This is a genomic window from Sneathiella limimaris (assembly GCF_012932565.1).
Classification (GTDB): Bacteria; Pseudomonadota; Alphaproteobacteria; order Sneathiellales; family Sneathiellaceae; genus Sneathiella; species Sneathiella limimaris.
Window position 1 is genome coordinate 1,802,650 of sequence record NZ_JABBYJ010000001.1, and the last position, 18,245, is coordinate 1,820,894.

The following is an 18,245-nucleotide window of genomic DNA, read 5'->3' on the forward strand; positions in this document are numbered from 1 at the left end:
GAAATAGATTTTTTGGGCAGCTGTTTAGCCGCCGCCGGATAAACCGGTTGATAAGGAGAATTATTCCATGAACGACTTGATGAACCTGTTCGGTCAGCCACAAGGTACTCAGGCATTTGACGAGATCAAGATCTCCATTGCCTCCCCGGAACGCATTCGTTCTTGGTCATATGGTGAAATCAAGAAGCCAGAAACCATCAACTACCGGACATTCAAACCGGAAAAAGATGGCCTATTCTGTGCTCGTATTTTTGGCCCTAACAAAGACTATGAATGTCTTTGTGGTAAATATAAGCGGATGAAATACCGTGGCATCACATGTGAGAAATGTGGTGTTGAGGTTACTTTATCCAAAGTGCGTCGTGAGCGGATGGCTCATATCGAGCTGGCTTCACCTGTTGCGCACATTTGGTTCCTGAAATCACTTCCTTCCCGGATTGGCCTGCTTCTGGACATGACTTTGAAGGATCTGGAACGGGTTCTATATTTTGAAAACTACATTGTTGTTGAGCCAGGTCTCTCCCCACTGAAACAGTTCCAACTGCTAAGTGAAGAAGAGTTCCTTGACGCTCAGGACGAGTATGGTGAAGACGCCTTCACTGCAGGCATCGGTGCTGAAGCTATTCGTGACATTCTGGCGTCTCTGGATCTGGAAACCATAAGCGAAGAAATTCGCGAAGAAATGCGCACAACGACTTCAGAAGCGAAGCCAAAGAAACTGGCTAAGCGTTTGAAGCTGATCGAAGCGTTCATTGAATCTGGAAACCGTCCTGAGTGGATGATCCTTCAGGTTATTCCTGTGATCCCACCAGAACTTCGTCCATTGGTTCCATTGGATGGTGGTCGGTTCGCGACTTCTGATCTGAACGACCTTTATCGCCGTGTGATCAACCGGAACAACCGTCTTAAGCGCTTGATTGAACTTCGTGCACCAGACATCATTGTTCGCAACGAAAAGCGGATGCTGCAGGAATCTGTAGATGCGCTGTTCGATAATGGTCGTCGCGGACGTGTCATCACAGGTGCAAACAAACGTCCTCTGAAATCACTTTCAGATATGCTGAAAGGTAAACAGGGCCGTTTCCGTCAGAACCTTCTCGGTAAACGTGTCGACTATTCTGGTCGTTCTGTGATCGTTGTGGGACCTGAATTGAAATTGCATCAATGCGGTTTGCCGAAGAAAATGGCTCTGGAGCTGTTCAAACCATTTATCTACGCCAAGCTTGAGTTGAAGGGCATGGCGGCCACAGTGAAGATGGCCAAGAAACTGGTTGAGAAAGAACGCCCAGAAGTTTGGGATATTCTGGACGAAGTTATTCGTGAACATCCGGTTCTTTTGAACCGTGCTCCAACTCTTCACCGTTTGGGTATTCAGGCGTTTGAACCTGTATTGATTGAGGGTAAAGCCATTCAGCTGCACCCACTGGTTTGTACAGCCTTTAACGCCGACTTTGACGGTGACCAAATGGCGGTCCACGTACCGCTGTCGTTGGAAGCTCAGCTCGAAGCCCGTGTTCTGATGATGTCTACAAACAACATCCTCAGCCCAGCAAGTGGTAAGCCGATTATCGTTCCATCTCAGGATATCGTTCTGGGTATCTATTACCTCACAATGAACCGGAAGAATGAGCCGGGTGAGGGGATGCTGATTTCTGACGTTGCAGAAGCTCAGCATGCAATGGATCATGGCGTTTTGACTTTGCACAGTAAAATCAAAACAAAAATCCGCCACATTAAAGAGGATGGTCAGGAAGAGTATCGTCTGGTGGAAACAACACCAGGTCGGATGCTGATTGAGGAAATCCTTCCGCGGAATTCAAAAGTCAACTTTGATCTGATCAACCGTCTTCTGACCAAGAAGGAAATCACCGCTGTTATTGACGAAGTTTATCGTCATTGCGGACAGAAAGAGACAGTTATCTTTGCTGACCGTCTGATGGGGCTTGGTTTTGCGCATGCCTGTCGTGCCGGTATCTCCTTCGGTAAGGACGATATGAAAATTCCAGAATCGAAAGACGCCTTGGTTGAAGAAACCCGTCTTCTGGCAGAGGAATATCAACGTCAGTATTATGATGGTCTGATCACGCAAGGCGAGAAGTACAACAAGGTTATCGATGCCTGGTCACAGTGTACTGATAAAGTTGCTGATGAAATGATGAAGGTGATTGAGACCATCGGCGAAGACGAAACTGGTCGTGAGCTCGATATTAATTCAATCTACATGATGGCTCACTCTGGTGCCCGTGGTTCTGCTGCGCAGATGAAGCAGCTGGCTGGTATGCGCGGTCTGATGGCGAAACCTTCTGGTGAGATTATTGAAACTCCAATTATCTCCAACTTTAAAGAAGGTTTGAGCGTTCTTGAGTACTTCAACTCTACTCATGGTGCACGTAAAGGTCTGGCGGATACAGCGCTGAAAACTGCGAACTCCGGTTACTTGACACGTCGTCTTGTTGACGTTGCCCAGGACTGTGTGGTTGTTGAAGAAGATTGTGGTACACAGAATGGTGTGACAGTTCGTGAAGTTGTGGAAGGCAGTGATGTTATTTCACCGTTGAACGAACGCCTCTTGGGTCGGACAGCCGCAGTTGACGTCATCAATCCTCAAACTGGTGAAGTTCTGGTTGCTGCAGGTGAAATGTTTGATGAGGCAACTTCATTCCAAGCTGAAACTTGTGGTGTAGAACAGGTCCTCATTCGCTCAGTTCTGACCTGTGATACCAAAGGCGGTATCTGCGGCAAGTGTTACGGTCGCGACCTCGCTCGCGGTACACCAGTAAACATTGGTGAAGCTGTTGGCGTGATCGCTGCTCAGTCCATTGGTGAGCCAGGAACACAGTTGACCATGCGGACATTCCATATTGGTGGTACTGCTAGTGTCGCTGAGGTTTCTTCTATCGAAGCGTCTCATGATGCAACCATTAAAATTGAAAACCGTAACGTGGTGACCAACAGTAAAGGCCTGTTGGTTATTATGGGTCGAAATTCAGAATTGGTGCTGGTTGACGACAACAACCGTGAGCGCGCCCGTCATCGCTTGACTTATGGTACAACCCTGTTGGTTGATGATGGCCAGAAGGTTTCCAAAGGTGACAAGCTGGCCCAGTGGGATCCGTTCACGACACCAGTGATTACTGAACTTGAAGGTGTGGCCAACTATAAAGACTTGGTTAGCGGCGTTTCTGTTGCCGAGCAGGCTGACGAGGCAACTGGTATCACACGGAAAGTTGTTGTGGACTGGAAAGCGCAGCCAAAAGGTAGTGATCTGCGTCCTCGGATTACCCTCCGTAACAAAGATGGTGATCTGCTTACTCTTGCGAGTGGTCATGAAGCACGTTACTTCCTGCCTGTTGACGCGATCCTCTCGATCGAAGATGGTGCGGAAGTTCAGGCTGGTGACGTTCTGGCCCGTATTCCTCGCGAAGGGTCTAAGACGAAGGATATCACGGGTGGTCTGCCACGGGTTGCTGAACTCTTCGAAGCTCGTCGTCCTAAAGACCACGCAATCATTGCTGAAGCTGATGGTTTTGTTGAATTCGGTAAGGACTATAAGTCCAAGCGCCGTGTGACAATCCGTCCAGAAAATGCAGATCTGGAGCCTGTTGAATATCTCATTCCAAAAGGTAAACATCTTGCTGTGAATGAAGGCGACTATGTGCGTGTTGGTGATTACCTATTGGATGGCAACCCTGCACCACATGATATTCTGAAGGTTCTGGGTGTCGAGGCACTGGCCAACTTCTTGATCAATGAGATCCAAGATGTTTACCGTCTGCAGGGTGTGAAGATCAACGACAAGCATATTGAAGTGATTTGTCGTCAGATGCTTCAGAAGGTCGAGATTGAAAAATCTGGCGAATCCACTTTCTTGGTTGGCGAACAGGTTGATCGGGAAGAATTCGAAGCAGAGAATGAGAAACTTGCGGCCAAAGGTCGGGAACCAGCACAGGGAAGTCCAATCCTGCTTGGTATCACGAAAGCCAGCTTGCAGACGAACTCCTTCATCTCAGCTGCTTCCTTCCAGGAAACAACTCGGGTTCTTACAGAAGCCTCTGTTGCAGGCAAGAAAGACACCCTCGTTGGTCTGAAAGAAAACGTCATCGTTGGTCGCTTGATCCCAGCTGGTACGGGATCTCAGATGAACGAGATGAAGCGGATTGCGGCTCGCCGGGATCGGGAACTGCAGGAGCAGTCTTCATTGGCCGTTGATCTGATTTCTACAGAAGAAGGTTCGGCTCCTTCTGCGGAATAAGTATTAATGGGAATCAGGTTTGTCTTCGCATAGCGAGATTCCCTGACAAAAGTTAAGATTCCGAAAAACGGTGCCCTATAATGGGCGCCGTTTTTTGTGTCTAGCACTCGTCTGGAGATTAAGGCGGAAATTCTGTGCAATATTCTTACAAAAATTGCCAAAATTGGGCTGTTTTGTTAGAGAAACCGGCGACTTTTGTTGAATTACGGCCTTTTCAAATATTTTAATCCTTTTGGGCTTGACGCAGCCAAGGCTCACTCATATATTGCGCGCTCCTGACAGCCGATATTCTTATCGAAACCCCACACGTGGTCAGGTGTTTGAAGAACGACGTGTGTGTTATGTCTCTTCGGGTGGACGCAAAAAACCCGACCGCGAGTAGGGCCGCAGCTACCCGCGGCTGTGCTATTTGCGGAGAAAATAGAATAGGAATCAGAATGCCTACTATTAATCAGCTGATTAGAAAGCCACGTAAGGCGCCAGTTGCACGAAACAAGGTTCCAGCCATGGAAGCGTGCCCGCAAAAACGTGGTGTTTGTACAAGAGTTTATACAACGACACCGAAAAAGCCGAACTCTGCCCTTCGTAAAGTGGCTCGTGTTCGTCTAACAAACGGTTTCGAGGTTACAAGTTACATCCCGGGTGAAGGCCATAACCTGCAGGAACACTCCGTAGTGTTGATCCGCGGTGGTCGTGTAAAAGACTTGCCGGGTGTACGTTATCACATCATTCGCGGCACGCTGGATACCCAGGGTATTTCTGCGCGTCGTCAACGCCGTTCTAAATACGGCGCCAAGAAGCCTAAGTAAGGAACAGATTGCATGTCACGTCGTCACGCTGCAGAAAAACGGGAAGTTCTTCCTGACGCAAAGTACAGTGATGTAGTTCTGGCAAAGTTCATGAACTCACTGATGGTAGATGGTAAGAAATCTACTGCCGAAAAAATCGTTTACGGTGCTTTTAATCTGGTTGCAGATAAAAGCGGTAACGATCCTCTGGAAGTTTTCCATGAAGCTCTCGACAAAGTGAAGCCTGAGTTGGAAGTTCGCTCTCGCCGTGTTGGTGGTGCTACTTATCAGGTTCCTGTAGAGGTTCGTGCGGATCGCGCCCAGGCACTGGCTATTCGCTGGTTGATCAACAGCGCTCGCGGTCGGTCTGAAATGACTATGATGGAGCGTTTGTCCGGTGAGTTGATGGATGCATCCAACGATCGCGGCGGCGCAGTTAAGAAGCGCGAAGATACGCACAAAATGGCTGAAGCGAACCGCGCTTTTGCTCACTACCGTTGGTAATTAGCTAGACAGCTTAGGATTTAGGATTTCAGTCATGGCACGTAAAACGCCCATCGAAAGATATCGTAACATTGGCATCATGGCCCATATTGATGCCGGTAAAACAACAACGACAGAACGCATTCTGTATTATACAGGTGTGTCTCACAAAATTGGTGAAGTTCATGATGGTGCGGCCACTATGGACTGGATGGAGCAAGAGCAGGAGCGGGGTATTACAATTACTTCTGCTGCGACGACTTGCTTCTGGAAAGATCACCGGATTAACATTATTGACACTCCAGGCCACGTTGACTTCACAATTGAAGTTGAGCGGTCTTTGCGTGTTCTTGATGGTGCGGTTGCTGTTTTTGATGGTGTTGCGGGCGTTGAGCCTCAGTCTGAGACTGTATGGCGTCAGGCAGACAAATACCGTGTTCCACGGATGTGTTTCGTGAACAAAATGGACCGTACAGGTGCGGACTTCTACCGTTGTGTAGATATGATTGTTGATCGTCTGGGTTCAACTCCACTCGTAATCCAGCTGCCTATCGGTTCAGAAGCAGACTTCGAAGGTGTTGTTGATCTTGTGAAGATGCAGGAAGTTGTTTGGACTGGCGAAGAGCTTGGTGCGAACTACGAGTACCGCGATATTCGTCCGGAACTGGCCGACAAAGCTGCTGAATACCGTGAGCAGATGGTTGAGACAGCAATCGAAGTTGATGAAGCTGCTATGGAAGCTTACCTTGAAGGTGAGGAGCCATCAGAGGAAACTCTTCGTGCCTGTATCCGTAAAGGTACTTTGGACGGTACATTTGTTCCAGTGCTGACTGGTACAGCCTTTAAGAACAAAGGTGTTCAGCCGCTTCTGGATGCTTTCGTTGATTACATGCCTTCTCCAACTGATATCGGCGGCACAGACGGTATCGATGTGAAGACAGAAGCTGAAATCAAGCGGAACCCAGATGACAATGAGCCATTTGCCGGTCTTGCCTTTAAGGTTATGACTGACCCGTTTGTGGGTTCACTGACTTTCGTGCGGATTTACTCCGGCGTGCTGGAAACTGGAACATCTACACTGAACTCTGTTAAGGATGATCGTGAGCGGGTAGGTCGGATGCTGCAAATGCATGCGAACTCTCGTGAAGATGTGAAGGAGGCTCGTGCAGGCGACATCGTTGCGATTGCCGGTCTGAAAAACACAACAACTGGTGATACTCTCTGTGATCCGCTGAAACCAGTGATCCTGGAACGGATGGAATTCCCAGAGCCAGTGATTGAAATTGCCGTTGAGCCAAAAACCAAAGGCGACCAGGAAAAAATGGGTATCGCTCTGAACCGTCTGGCTCAGGAAGATCCTTCTTTCCGCGTGTCTTCCGATCACGAAAGTGGTCAAACAATCATTAAAGGTATGGGCGAGCTCCACCTGGACATTATTGTTGACCGTATGAAGCGTGAATTTAAGGTTGAGGCAAATGTTGGTCAGCCTCAGGTTGCTTACCGTGAATCTATTACTGGTGAAGCCGAGCTTGACTACACTCATAAAAAGCAATCTGGTGGTTCTGGTCAGTTCGCTCGTATCAAACTTGTTGCGAAACCAGGTGAGCCAGGTGCTGGCCTGACCTTCAGTGACACGATTACTGGTGGTGCTGTTCCAAAAGAATACATTCCAGGTGTTGAAAAAGGTGTTCGCGACATCGTGGAAACAGGTGTTCTGGCAGGCTTCCCTCTGATTGACGTTGATGTCACTCTGATTGATGGCGCCTACCATGACGTTGACTCCTCTGTCATGGCCTTTGAAATTGCTGGTCGGGCTGCAATGCGCGAACTGGCACGTAAAGCTGGACTGCGTCTTCTCGAGCCAATGATGAAGGTCGAGATCGTAACTCCAGATGAGTATATCGGTGACGTGATGGGCGACTTGAACAGCCGTCGTGGTCAGGTTACCGGAACCGAGCAGCGCGGTATCGCGCAAGTTGTGAATGCAATGGTTCCACTGGCCAACATGTTTGGTTATGTGAATAACCTGCGCTCCCAGACACAGGGACGTGCAACATTCACAATGGTATTTGATCACTATGAACCTGTGCCGCAACACGTCTCAGACGAAGTGCTGGCCAAATTGGCGTAACCCTGAGCTGAGATAGCCGGATATAACGGAGAATTAAAATGGCCAAGGAAAAATTTGAGCGTAGTAAACCGCATGCGAATATCGGGACGGTTGGTCACGTTGACCACGGTAAGACGACCCTGACAGCAGCGATTACCAAAGTACTTGCAGAGCAGAGCGGTGGTGCAGCTTTCGCGTTTGACGAAATTGATAAAGCGCCTGAAGAGAAAGCACGTGGTATCACGATTTCGACAGCTCACGTTGAGTATGAAACAGAGAACCGCCACTATGCGCACGTTGACTGTCCAGGTCACGCTGACTATGTGAAGAACATGATCACCGGTGCGGCACAGATGGATGGTGGTATCCTTGTTGTGTCAGCAGCTGATGGTCCAATGCCACAGACACGTGAGCACATTCTGCTGGCTCGCCAGGTTGGCGTTCCTGCGCTTGTTGTTTTCATGAACAAAGTTGACCAGGTTGACGACGAAGAGCTTCTCGAGCTTGTTGAAATGGAAATTCGTGAGCTTCTGAGTGAATACGACTTCCCAGGTGACGATATTCCGATCATCAAAGGTTCTGCTTTGGCAGCTTTGGAAGGTCGTGATGATGAAATTGGTAAGAACGCAATTCTCGAGCTGATGGCAGCTGTTGACGAATACATTCCGCTTCCAGAGCGTGATGTTGACAAGCCATTCCTGATGCCAATTGAGGATGTGTTCTCTATTTCAGGTCGTGGTACAGTTGTGACTGGCCGTATTGAGAGCGGTGTTATCAAGGTTGGTGAAGAGATCGAGATTGTCGGTATCAAAGACACAACCAAGACAACATGTACTGGTGTTGAAATGTTCCGGAAGCTTCTGGATCAGGGTGAAGCTGGTGATAACGTTGGTGTTCTTCTGCGTGGTACGAAGCGTGAAGACGTTGAGCGTGGTCAGGTTCTGGCGCACCCAGGTACAATTACACCACATACAAAATTCAAGGCAGAAGCCTACATTCTGAAGAAAGAAGAGGGTGGTCGTCATACACCATTCTTCACCAACTACCGTCCACAGTTCTACTTCCGGACTACAGACGTAACTGGTGTTGTAACCCTTCCTTCTGGAACAGAGATGGTTATGCCTGGTGATAACGTCACCATGGATATCGAGCTGATTGCTCCGATCGCTATGGACGAAGGTCTGCGCTTCGCGATCCGTGAAGGCGGTCGTACAGTCGGCGCCGGCGTCGTCGTCAGCATCACCGAATAAGGCATTTGTAAAGACCGCCTCACAAGAGGCGGTCGTTTTCTGGAGTGACCAGAGTAATGGAAAACCAAAATATTCGAATTAAACTCAAAGCGTTTGACCACCGCGTGGCAGATGCTTCAGCCAGTAGTATCGTGGATACTGCTCGCCGGACAGGCGCGCAGGTTCGGGGTCCGATTCCGTTGCCGACGAATATTTCGAAGGTAACAGTGAACCGAAGCCCACACGTGAACAAGAAGTCTCGTGAACAGTTCGAAACTCGTACTGTATCTCGTCTTCTTGATATCGTAGACCCAACTCCACAAACGGTTGAATCGCTCATGAAGCTGGATCTTCCATCCGGTGTCGACGTAGCTATCAAGTTGGAAGGTGGTTGAGATGCGTAGTGGTTTGATCGCTAAAAAACTGGGCATGACCCGTGTCTTCTCTGAAGAAGGCCAGCATGTACCGGTTACGGTCTTGGAAGTTGATAACTGTCAGGTTGTTGCTCACCGCAAAGACGAGACACATGGCTACAATGCTATGCAGGTTGGTGTCGGCGCTGCCAAAGTGAAAAACGTTTCCAAAGCAATGCGGGGTCACTTTGCGAAAGCAAATGTTGAGCCTAAAAGGAAACTGGCTGAATTCCGCGTTGACGAAGACGCTTTCGTTGAAGTTGGTTCAGAGCTGACAGTAGATCACTTTGTCGCCAATCAGAAGGTTGATGTTGTTGCAACAAGCATTGGTAAAGGTTTTGCCGGTGCGATGAAACGCCACAACTTCGGTGGTCTGCGGGCTTCTCATGGTGTGTCAGTTTCTCACCGTGCGCATGGTTCAACTGGCCAGTGTCAGGATCCAGGACGCGTGTTCAAAGGTAAGAAAATGGCCGGTCACATGGGTGCTGCTCGTGTTACGACACAGAACCTGCAGGTTGTTTCCACTGATGCTGATCGTGGTCTGATCCTGGTAAAGGGTGCAGTACCTGGTTCAAAAGGTGGCTGGGTTTACATTTCAGACGCTGTGAAAGTTCAGCGCCCCGAAGAAGCTCCATATCCTGCTGCGGTTCGCGCAACAGCTGCTGCGGCCGCACCTGAAGCTGTTGAGGAAGCATCTTCTGAAGATGCCCCAACTGAAGAATAAGAGGATCTGCCGAGATGAAGGTTAAAGTAGTCAACCTCGACAACAAAAAGGCAGGCGATATTGAGCTTGCCGATGAGGTTTTTGGATTGGCTCCGCGCGCGGATCTGCTCCAACGTATGGTGAAGTTCCAACTCGCCGCTCGACGTGCTGGTACACATAAGACAAAAGACGTGTCTGAAGTTTCCGGTACAGGTGCAAAGCCGTTTAACCAGAAGGGTACAGGTCGTGCTCGTCAGGGTCAGAAACGCGCTCCGCATCAACGTGGTGGTGGTGTGGCTCATGGTCCGGTTCTCCGGTCTCATGCGCACGCTTTGCCAAAGAAAGTTCGTAAACTTGCTTTGAAAACAGCGCTGTCTGCTAAGCAGGCTGAAGGCAAACTGGTTATTGTTGATGAGCTGACAGCTAAGGAAGCCAAAACAAAAGCGATGGCTGGTAAGTTTAATGCTCTTGGCTGGAATTCAGCTCTGATCATTGATGCAAGTGAGCCGGACACAAATTTTGCTTTGTCTACCCGCAACCTGCCAAACGTTGACGTTCTGCAGGAAAAAGGTGCCAACGTTTACGATATTCTGCGTCGTGACACATTGGTTCTGACAAAAAGCGCAGTTGAAAGCCTGGAGGCTCGTTTAAAATGAACCAGGAACGCATCTACGACATTCTCCTGAGCCCAGTCGTGACTGAAAAGTCAACTATGGGATCAGAGTTCAATCAGGTCACATTCCGTGTATCACTGGACGCGACAAAACCTGAAATCAAAGAAGCAGTTGAAAAACTCTTCAATGTGAAGGTAACAAACGTAAACACTAACCGGACTAACGGTAAAGTGAAGCGTTTCCGCGGCCGCCTTGGTAAACGGTCTGACTTTAAGAAAGCAATGGTAACTCTGGCTGAAGGTCAGACCATTGACGTTACCACGGGGATTTAACAATGGCGCTTAAAAGTTATAAGCCTTCAACACCTGCGCAGCGTGGGTTGGTCCTAGTTGACCGCTCTGACCTGCATAAGGGTAAGCCGGTTAAGAGCCTTACTGAAGGTCTGTCCGGTACAGGTGGTCGTAACAATAACGGCCGTGTTACTGCACGTCGTCGCGGTGGTGGACACAAACGGACATACCGTATTGTGGACTTCAAACGCCGTAAATATGATGTAGGTGCGACAGTTGAACGTCTGGAATATGATCCAAACCGTTCAGCGTTCATCGCTCTGATCAAATATGACGATGGTGAACAGTCTTACATCTTGGCACCACAGCGTTTGGCAGCTGGTGATCGCGTAATCTCTGGTGAGACCGCTGACATCAAGCCAGGTAACGCGATGCCACTGAAAAACATGCCAGTAGGTACCATTATCCACAACGTGGAAATGAAACCAGGCAAAGGTGGCCAGATGGCCCGTGCCGCTGGTACCTATGTTCAGCTGATTGGTAAAGACGCTGGTTACGCACAGCTTCGTCTTGCCTCTGGTGAGCAGCGCATTGTTCCTGCGGACTGCATGGCGACAGTTGGTGCTGTTTCAAACCCAGATCAGAAGAACATTAAACTTGCGAAAGCCGGTCGTTCCCGTTGGCTTGGCCGTCGTCCATCCGTTCGTGGTGTCGCCATGAACCCGATCGACCATCCACATGGTGGTGGTGAAGGTCGGACATCCGGTGGTCGTCATCCAGTTACACCTTGGGGTGTGCCAACTAAAGGCAAGCGGACTCGCTCTAACAAATCCACTGATAAGATGATCATGCGGCGCCGTCCGCAGAAGCGGAAAAAGTAAGGAGCGCTAGATGGCACGTTCAATTTGGAAAGGTCCTTTTGTCGACGGTTATCTGCTTAAGAAAGCAGAAACTGCTCGTGAAAGCGGCAAAAACCAGGTCATTAAGACTTGGTCTCGTCGGTCAACCATTCTTCCTCAGTTTGTAGGACTGACTTTCGGCGTTTATAACGGCCAGAAGTTTGTACCTGTTCTTGTAGACGAAGACATGGTCGGCCATAAATTCGGAGAGTTTTCTCCTACTCGTACATATTATGGCCATGACGCCGATAAGAAGGCGCGGAGGAAATAAACATGGGTAAGCAGTCCCTCGAAAGGCAGCTGGGCGACAACGCTGCACTCGCAAAAGGCAATCGCCTGCGTGTTAGCCCACAGAAGCTGAACCTCGTGGCAGGCCTTATTCGCGGTAAATCTGCGGAATCGGCTTTGGCTGAGCTGACTTTCTCCAAGCGGGCGATCGCTCGCGATGTGAAGAAAGTTCTCCAGTCTGCGATCGCAAATGCGGAAAATAACCATCAGCTGGACGTTGATCAGTTGTTTGTTGCTGAAGCATATGTCGGCAAATCTCTGGTTATGAAGCGGTTCCGTCCACGGGGTCGCGGTCGCGCTAGCGGTATCATGAAACCCTTCAGCAACATCACGATCGTTGTTCGTGAACGCGAGGAGCAAGCATAATGGGTCAAAAAGTTAATCCAATCGGCCTGCGTGTTGGTATCAACCGTACTTGGGATTCTCGCTGGTACGCTGACGGCAATTTTGCGGATCTGCTGCACGAAGATGTACGCATCCGGAAATTCCTGGAAGAAAAACTCGTCCAGGCTGCTGTTAGCAAAATCGTGATCGAGCGTCCGGCCAACAAATGTCATGTGACAATTCATTCAGCTCGTCCTGGTATTATCATTGGACGGAAAGGTGCAGACATTGGCGCCCTGAAGAATGAAGTCCAGAAAATGACGAAAGCGGAAGTCAATATCAGCATTGTTGAAATCCGTAAGCCTGAAATCGAAGCCAAGCTGGTCGCTGAGAATATCGGTCAGCAGCTAGCGCGTCGTGTGGCTTTCCGTCGTGCTATGAAACGCTCTGTCGACTCAGCATTGCGCTTGGGTGCTCAGGGTATCCGGATCAACTGCGCAGGCCGTCTCGGCGGTGCAGAGATTGCTCGGACTGAATGGTACCGCGAAGGTCGCGTTCCACTGCATACATTGCGCGCAAATATCGACTATGGCGTTGCCAGATCTCTGACCACTTACGGTATCATCGGTATCAAAGTGTGGATCTACAAAGGCGACATTATGAAACATGACCCAATGGGCCAGGAAAAAGCACAGGAGAAGCTGCAAGCTAGCGGACGTCCTGGTGGTCGTTCTGGTGGTCGACGGGGCTAAGGTAAAGAGGTGATATCATGCTTCAACCGAAGCGTACAAAATTTCGCAAAGCACACAAAGGACGCTTGAAGGGCGTCGCAACTTCAGGTACAACCCTGAACTTCGGTGCTTATGGTCTCAAAGCCGTTGAGCCCGGACGTATTACTGCACGTCAAATCGAGGCAACTCGTCGTGCGATTACACGTCACATTAAACGTGCTGGTCGTGTCTGGATCCGTATTTTCCCAGATGTTCCGGTTTCAAAGAAGCCTACTGAAGTCCGTATGGGTAAAGGTAAGGGTTCTCCGGAATATTGGATGGTTCGTATTCAGCCAGGCAAAGTCATGTTCGAACTTGACGGTGTTCCAGCTGATCTGGCCCGTGAAGCATTTGAACGTGGTGCTGCCAAACTTCCAGTTAAGACTAAGTTTGTCACCCGTCTTGGCGAAGGGGGTTGATTATGAAGGCACAGGAATTGATGGGTAAAACCCCAGATGAACTGAAAGATGAGCTGATTGCTTTGAAAAAAGAGCAGTTCAATCTTCGTTTCCAGAAAGCAAGTGGCCAACTGGAAAATACAGCCCGTGAACGTCAGGTTCGCCGTGATATCGCACGTATCAAAACTGTGATGTCAGCTAAACTGGCGTCGTAGGAGATAGAGTTATGCCAAAACGTATCCTGCAAGGGACAGTAGTTAGCGACAAGAACGATCAAACCGTTGTTGTCAATGTACAGCGTCAGGTGATGCACCCGCTTTACAAAAAATACATTGGCCGGTCTAAGAAGTACCACGCCCATGATGAGAAGAATCAGTTTAAAGAAGGCGATACAGTCCGTATTCAGGAATGTCGTCCTTACTCCAAGCTGAAACGTTGGGAAGTTCTTTACGACAACGCTTAAGATAAGCGTGTCAGAAGCAGACAAAGGTAAAGACTATGATTCAAATGCAAACCAACCTGGAAGTCGCCGACAATTCCGGCGCGAGACGGGTGCAGTGCATTAAAGTTTTGGGCGGTTCCAAGCGGAAAACAGCCTCTGTTGGCGACACAATTGTTGTGTCTGTCAAGGAAGCCATTCCTCGCGGCCGTGTCAAAAAAGGTGACGTGCAGCGTGCAGTCATCGTACGCACTAAAAAAGAAATTCGCCGTCCAGATGGAACAGCTATCCGCTTTGATACAAATGCGGCTGTGCTGATCAACAACTCTGGCGAGCCAATTGGAACTCGTATTTTTGGCCCAGTCACACGTGAACTGCGCGCCAAGAACATGATGAAAATCGTTTCCTTGGCTCCGGAGGTGCTCTAATGGCTGAAAAATTCTCAGTTAAAAAAGGCGATAAAGTCGTCGTCCTTTCCGGTAAAGACAAAGGTAAGTCTGGTGAAGTACTGAGCGTTCTTCGCAAAGACCGCCGCGCTCTTGTTGCTGGTGTGAACATGGTGAAACGTCATACACGGCAAAGCCAGACCGAACAGGGTGGCATCGTCGAAAAAGAATCACCAATTCATTTGTCAAACATCGCTTTGCAGGATCCGAAAGACGGTAAAGCAACTCGTGTTGGTTTCAAGACCCTCGAGGATGGCCGTAAAGTTCGTTTCGCGAAGCGGTCTGGCGAAGTTATTGATCTGTAAAGGATAGTAAGATGGCAGCGCCTAGACTTAAAACACTTTATTCTGATGAGCTGCGTGGTCAGCTCAAAGAAAAATTCAATTACGCCAACGATATGATGATTCCAAAATTGGACAAAATCGTCATCAATATCGGTTGTGGTGAAGCAGTAGCTGATTCCAAGAAGATTAAATCTGTTTTGGATGAGCTGGCAAAGATTTCTGGTCAGAAACCAGTTGCTACTGTCGCTAAGAAATCGATCGCAACTTTCAAACTTCGTGAAGGTATGCCGATTGGTGCGAAAGTTACATTGCGGAAAGACAAAATGTATGAGTTCCTCGATCGCCTGGTCAACATTGCGTTGCCACGTGTTCGTGACTTCCGCGGTGTGTCTGCAAAAAGCTTCGACGGTCGTGGCAACTACGCCATGGGCCTGAAAGAGCAAATTGTATTCCCAGAAATCGACTATGATGATGTAGCCGACGTACGGGGTATGGATATCGTGATCTGTACAACTGCGACAACTGACGAGGAAGCTCTTGAGCTGCTCAAAGGTTTCAACGTTCCGTTCAAGATCAATTGATCCAAGGAGATTTAAGGAATGGCTAAAAAAAGTGCCGTTGAAAGAGACCTTAAGCGTCGTCGTCTTGTTGAAAAATATGCAGCAAAACGTGAAGCGCTGAAAGCGATCATCAATGACGAAAGTCAGCCACAGGAAGAGCGCTTTGCTGCTCGCCTGAAATTGGCTGAATTGCCGCGGAATTCATCCAAGACACGTGTTCGCAATCGTTGTGAACTGACTGGTCGTCCACGGGGTGTTTATCGCAAGTTCAAACTGTCACGTATTGGTCTACGCGACATGGCTTCCGCCGGACAGATTCCTGGCGTTGTGAAGTCAAGCTGGTAAGAGGAGAATAGAAGATGTCTTTTAGTGATCCTCTCGGCGATATGCTGACACGCATTCGCAACGGACAGCATGCGCGTAAGAGCTCTATCAAGAGCCCTGCTTCCAACCTGCGTATCAACGTTCTGGAAGCTCTGAAACGTGAAGGTTTTATCCGTGGTTATGAAGTTAGCGAGCCTGAAACTGGCAAACGCGAACTAACCATCGAACTGAAATATTACCAGGGCAAGGGCGTAATTGAGCACGTAAGTCGTGTTTCTAAGCCTGGCCGTCGGGTATATTCAGGCGTCAAAAGCCTGCCTCCAGTTCGGAACGGTCTTGGCGTATCCATTTTGTCGACACCTCGCGGTGTCCTGTCTGACAACGAAGCACGGGAAGCCAATGTAGGCGGCGAAGTGCTCTGTGAAGTCTACTAGGAGGGAACATGTCTAGAATTGGTAAGCATCCAGTTTCTATTCCTTCTGGTGTAGAACTGCAGTTTAACGATAAAGAAGTAACTGCCAAGGGAAGCAAAGGTTCCCTGAGCATGACTTTCGTTGACGATGTGAACGTTGAAAAGGATGGCGATCAGGTTTGGGTAAAACCTGCTAACGATTCTAAGCGTGCACGTCAGATGTGGGGCATGCAGCGGACGCTTCTGAACAACCTTGTCGAAGGTGTCAGCAACGGCTTTACTAAAAAGCTTGAGATTGTTGGTGTTGGTTATCGTGCAGCCGTTCAGGGCAAGACTTTGAACCTGAACCTCGGCTTCAGCCACGATGTGAACTATGACATTCCAGAAGGCATTGAAATTAAATGTCCTTCTCCAACAGCGATTGAAATCAGCGGTGCGAACAAGCAACGCGTTGGTCAGGTTGCTGCGGAAATTCGTTCATACCGGAAACCAGAACCTTACAAAGGTAAAGGTGTTAAATATGCGGATGAGTACATCTTCCGCAAAGAAGGTAAGAAGAAGTAGGATAGAGCCATGGCAAATTCAAATGCATTGTTTGAGCGTCGACGTCGTAGAAACCGGGCACGTCTCAGCAAAGTTGGCGGTGGACGTCCTCGGTTGTCTGTTCACCGGACAAACAAACAGATTTATGTTCAGGTCATTGATGATACTGCTGGAAAAACACTGGCAGCAGCGTCAACTCTGGACAAAGATCTGCGCGACAAGCTGAAGTCAGGAAGCAACAAAGACGCAGCTGCTGAAGTTGGTAAACTGATTGCAGAGCGTGCCGTCAAAGCCGGTGTCACAACCGTTGCCTTCGACCGCGGAGCTTATAAATATCACGGCCGGGTGAAAGCCCTTGCCGATGCCGCCCGTGAAGGCGGGTTGTCCTTCTAAGGGGTATATGAAATGAGACCAGAAGCAGAAAAAGGCGATTCAGAGTTCGTCGAAAAGCTTGTCCACATCAATCGTGTGGCCAAGGTTGTGAAAGGTGGTCGCCGGTTTGGTTTTGCTGCGTTGGTAGTAGCTGGTGATCAGAACGGTCGTGTCGGTTACGGTCACGGTAAAGCGCGTGAGGTCCCTGAAGCCATTCGTAAGGCGACAGAAGAAGCCAAACGCAAAATGATCCGTGTTCCACTTCGCGAAGCCCGCACTCTTCACCATGATGTGAAGGGACATTTCGGTGCCGGTCGTGTGATGCTGCGTGCAGCACCTCCAGGTACTGGTATTATTGCTGGTGGCCCGATGCGTGCGATCTTTGAAGCTCTTGGCGTTCATGATGTTGTGACAAAGTCTGTTGGAACTTCCAACCCATACAACATGGTGAAAGCGACTTTTGAAGCGCTTGAAAACATGAACTCTCCACGTCAGGTTGCGGCCAAACGTGGCAAGAAAGTTTCAGAAATTGTTGGACGTCGCGCTGAGAGTGTTGCGAAGGAGGCTGAAGATGCCTAAGTCTAAAAGCACAATTACTGTAACACAGACTGGCAGCCCAATTGGCCGTCACAAATCACAGCGGGCAACTTTGGTTGGCCTGGGTCTGAACAAAATGCACCGGACTGTTCAAGTGGAAGATACACCTTCCATTCGTGGCATGATCCGGAAAGTTCAGCACCTGGTGCAGGTCAAAGAAGCTTAAGCCGACCCGTCGGATAAGGAACTTGAGATATGTTATTGAATCAATTGTCTGATAACGCGGGTGCGACCAAAAACCGTAAACGCGTTGGCCGTGGTATCGGCTCCGGTAAAGGTAAAACTTCCGGTTCCGGTCAAAAGGGTCAGAAATCACGTTCAGGTGTAGCGATTAAGGGATTTGAAGGCGGTCAGATGCCAATCCACCGTCGTCTGCCAAAACGTGGTTTTAAAAATATTTTCCGCAAAGAATTTGCTGTCGCAAATCTGGGCCGTGTTCAGGCCGCAATCGATGCTGGAAAACTTGATGCCAAGGACACTATTACGATTGCCAAACTTCAGGAAGCTGGAGTTGTTGGTAAGGTTAAAGACGGTGTCCGTCTGCTGGCCAAAGGCGAACTGAAAGCTAAAGTCACTTTCGAAGTCAGTGGTGCTTCTAAAGGCGCTATCGAGGCTGTTGAGAAAGCTGGCGGTTCAGTTACGCTTCTCAATCAAGAAAAAGCTGAAGGCTAAAGCTGGAACAAGTGTAGGGCAGCTCAATAGCTGCC

At 49.0% G+C, this 18,245-nt stretch carries 26 protein-coding genes; all 26 read left to right on the plus strand.

Going from position 1 to position 18,245, the window contains the following annotated elements:
- The first annotated feature begins 67 nt into the window (after positions 1-67).
- On the plus strand, positions 68-4,252 hold the full coding sequence (gene rpoC, locus HH301_RS08690; RefSeq protein ID WP_169568508.1) for a DNA-directed RNA polymerase subunit beta': 4,185 nt from the start codon (positions 68-70) through the stop codon (positions 4,250-4,252).
- A gap of 437 nt (positions 4,253-4,689) precedes the next feature.
- Positions 4,690-5,061 (plus strand): 30S ribosomal protein S12, encoded by a 372-nt coding sequence (rpsL, locus tag HH301_RS08695; protein WP_169568509.1) that lies wholly within the window; start codon positions 4,690-4,692, stop codon positions 5,059-5,061.
- Positions 5,062-5,073: 12 nt separating this feature from the next.
- Positions 5,074-5,544, plus strand: a complete 471-nt coding sequence (rpsG, locus tag HH301_RS08700; RefSeq protein WP_169568510.1) for a 30S ribosomal protein S7 — start codon at positions 5,074-5,076, stop codon at positions 5,542-5,544.
- 34 nt (positions 5,545-5,578) lie between these two features.
- A complete protein-coding gene (gene fusA / locus HH301_RS08705; protein WP_169568511.1) occupies positions 5,579-7,654 on the plus strand; it encodes an elongation factor G in 2,076 nt (691 codons plus the stop codon).
- A 38-nt stretch (positions 7,655-7,692) separates the two neighbouring features.
- Complete coding sequence (gene tuf / locus HH301_RS08710; protein WP_169568501.1) at positions 7,693-8,883, plus strand: elongation factor Tu; 1,191 nt, start codon at positions 7,693-7,695, stop codon at positions 8,881-8,883.
- A 56-nt stretch (positions 8,884-8,939) separates the two neighbouring features.
- Positions 8,940-9,257 (plus strand): 30S ribosomal protein S10, encoded by a 318-nt coding sequence (gene rpsJ, locus HH301_RS08715; RefSeq protein WP_169568512.1) that lies wholly within the window; start codon positions 8,940-8,942, stop codon positions 9,255-9,257.
- Position 9,258: 1 nt separating this feature from the next.
- The gene (gene rplC, locus HH301_RS08720; RefSeq protein ID WP_169568513.1) at positions 9,259-9,999 is read left to right on the plus strand and encodes a 50S ribosomal protein L3; all 741 of its coding nucleotides are present in this window, start codon (positions 9,259-9,261) and stop codon (positions 9,997-9,999) included.
- 14 nt (positions 10,000-10,013) lie between these two features.
- A complete protein-coding gene (rplD, locus tag HH301_RS08725) occupies positions 10,014-10,634 on the plus strand; it encodes a 50S ribosomal protein L4 (protein ID WP_169568514.1) in 621 nt (206 codons plus the stop codon).
- On the plus strand, positions 10,631-10,924 hold the full coding sequence (locus tag HH301_RS08730) for a 50S ribosomal protein L23 (protein WP_169568515.1): 294 nt from the start codon (positions 10,631-10,633) through the stop codon (positions 10,922-10,924). The genes rplD and HH301_RS08730 overlap by 4 nt, the downstream gene beginning before the upstream one ends.
- Positions 10,925-10,926: 2 nt before the next feature.
- Positions 10,927-11,763: a 50S ribosomal protein L2 gene (gene rplB, locus HH301_RS08735; protein ID WP_169568516.1), complete on the plus strand. Its 837-nt coding sequence runs from the start codon at positions 10,927-10,929 to the stop codon at positions 11,761-11,763.
- Positions 11,764-11,773: 10 nt separating this feature from the next.
- Positions 11,774-12,052, plus strand: a complete 279-nt coding sequence (gene rpsS / locus HH301_RS08740; RefSeq protein WP_169568517.1) for a 30S ribosomal protein S19 — start codon at positions 11,774-11,776, stop codon at positions 12,050-12,052.
- Between the two features lie 2 nt (positions 12,053-12,054).
- Positions 12,055-12,435: a 50S ribosomal protein L22 gene (gene rplV, locus HH301_RS08745; protein ID WP_169568518.1), complete on the plus strand. Its 381-nt coding sequence runs from the start codon at positions 12,055-12,057 to the stop codon at positions 12,433-12,435.
- Positions 12,435-13,145 carry a 30S ribosomal protein S3 gene (gene rpsC, locus HH301_RS08750; protein ID WP_169568519.1) on the plus strand — a complete coding sequence of 237 codons (711 nt, stop codon included), beginning with the start codon at positions 12,435-12,437 and terminating at the stop codon, positions 13,143-13,145. Before rplV ends, rpsC begins: the two co-directional genes overlap by 1 nt.
- Positions 13,146-13,162: 17 nt before the next feature.
- Entirely contained in the window at positions 13,163-13,582 is a 420-nt protein-coding gene (rplP, locus tag HH301_RS08755; protein ID WP_169568520.1) for a 50S ribosomal protein L16, read from the plus strand.
- 2 nt (positions 13,583-13,584) lie between these two features.
- Positions 13,585-13,776, plus strand: coding sequence for a 50S ribosomal protein L29 (gene rpmC / locus HH301_RS08760; protein ID WP_169568521.1), 192 nt, complete (start codon positions 13,585-13,587; stop codon positions 13,774-13,776).
- A gap of 11 nt (positions 13,777-13,787) precedes the next feature.
- Complete coding sequence (rpsQ, locus tag HH301_RS08765) at positions 13,788-14,024, plus strand: 30S ribosomal protein S17 (RefSeq protein ID WP_169568522.1); 237 nt, start codon at positions 13,788-13,790, stop codon at positions 14,022-14,024.
- A 35-nt stretch (positions 14,025-14,059) separates the two neighbouring features.
- Positions 14,060-14,428 carry a 50S ribosomal protein L14 gene (gene rplN / locus HH301_RS08770; RefSeq protein WP_169568523.1) on the plus strand — a complete coding sequence of 123 codons (369 nt, stop codon included), beginning with the start codon at positions 14,060-14,062 and terminating at the stop codon, positions 14,426-14,428.
- Positions 14,428-14,751, plus strand: a complete 324-nt coding sequence (gene rplX / locus HH301_RS08775; RefSeq protein WP_169568524.1) for a 50S ribosomal protein L24 — start codon at positions 14,428-14,430, stop codon at positions 14,749-14,751. The genes rplN and rplX overlap by 1 nt, the downstream gene beginning before the upstream one ends.
- Positions 14,752-14,762: 11 nt before the next feature.
- The gene (rplE, locus tag HH301_RS08780) at positions 14,763-15,311 is read left to right on the plus strand and encodes a 50S ribosomal protein L5 (RefSeq protein ID WP_169568525.1); all 549 of its coding nucleotides are present in this window, start codon (positions 14,763-14,765) and stop codon (positions 15,309-15,311) included.
- A gap of 18 nt (positions 15,312-15,329) precedes the next feature.
- A complete protein-coding gene (rpsN, locus tag HH301_RS08785) occupies positions 15,330-15,635 on the plus strand; it encodes a 30S ribosomal protein S14 (protein ID WP_169568526.1) in 306 nt (101 codons plus the stop codon).
- A gap of 14 nt (positions 15,636-15,649) precedes the next feature.
- On the plus strand, positions 15,650-16,048 hold the full coding sequence (rpsH, locus tag HH301_RS08790; RefSeq protein WP_169568527.1) for a 30S ribosomal protein S8: 399 nt from the start codon (positions 15,650-15,652) through the stop codon (positions 16,046-16,048).
- 8 nt (positions 16,049-16,056) lie between these two features.
- On the plus strand, positions 16,057-16,590 hold the full coding sequence (gene rplF / locus HH301_RS08795) for a 50S ribosomal protein L6 (protein WP_169568528.1): 534 nt from the start codon (positions 16,057-16,059) through the stop codon (positions 16,588-16,590).
- A gap of 9 nt (positions 16,591-16,599) precedes the next feature.
- Complete coding sequence (gene rplR, locus HH301_RS08800) at positions 16,600-16,962, plus strand: 50S ribosomal protein L18 (RefSeq protein ID WP_169568529.1); 363 nt, start codon at positions 16,600-16,602, stop codon at positions 16,960-16,962.
- Positions 16,963-16,974: 12 nt separating this feature from the next.
- Positions 16,975-17,520, plus strand: a complete 546-nt coding sequence (gene rpsE, locus HH301_RS08805) for a 30S ribosomal protein S5 (RefSeq protein WP_169568530.1) — start codon at positions 16,975-16,977, stop codon at positions 17,518-17,520.
- Positions 17,513-17,704, plus strand: coding sequence for a 50S ribosomal protein L30 (gene rpmD, locus HH301_RS08810; protein ID WP_169568531.1), 192 nt, complete (start codon positions 17,513-17,515; stop codon positions 17,702-17,704). Before rpsE ends, rpmD begins: the two co-directional genes overlap by 8 nt.
- A gap of 29 nt (positions 17,705-17,733) precedes the next feature.
- Complete coding sequence (gene rplO, locus HH301_RS08815) at positions 17,734-18,210, plus strand: 50S ribosomal protein L15 (protein ID WP_169568532.1); 477 nt, start codon at positions 17,734-17,736, stop codon at positions 18,208-18,210.
- Positions 18,211-18,245: the final 35 nt, after the last annotated feature.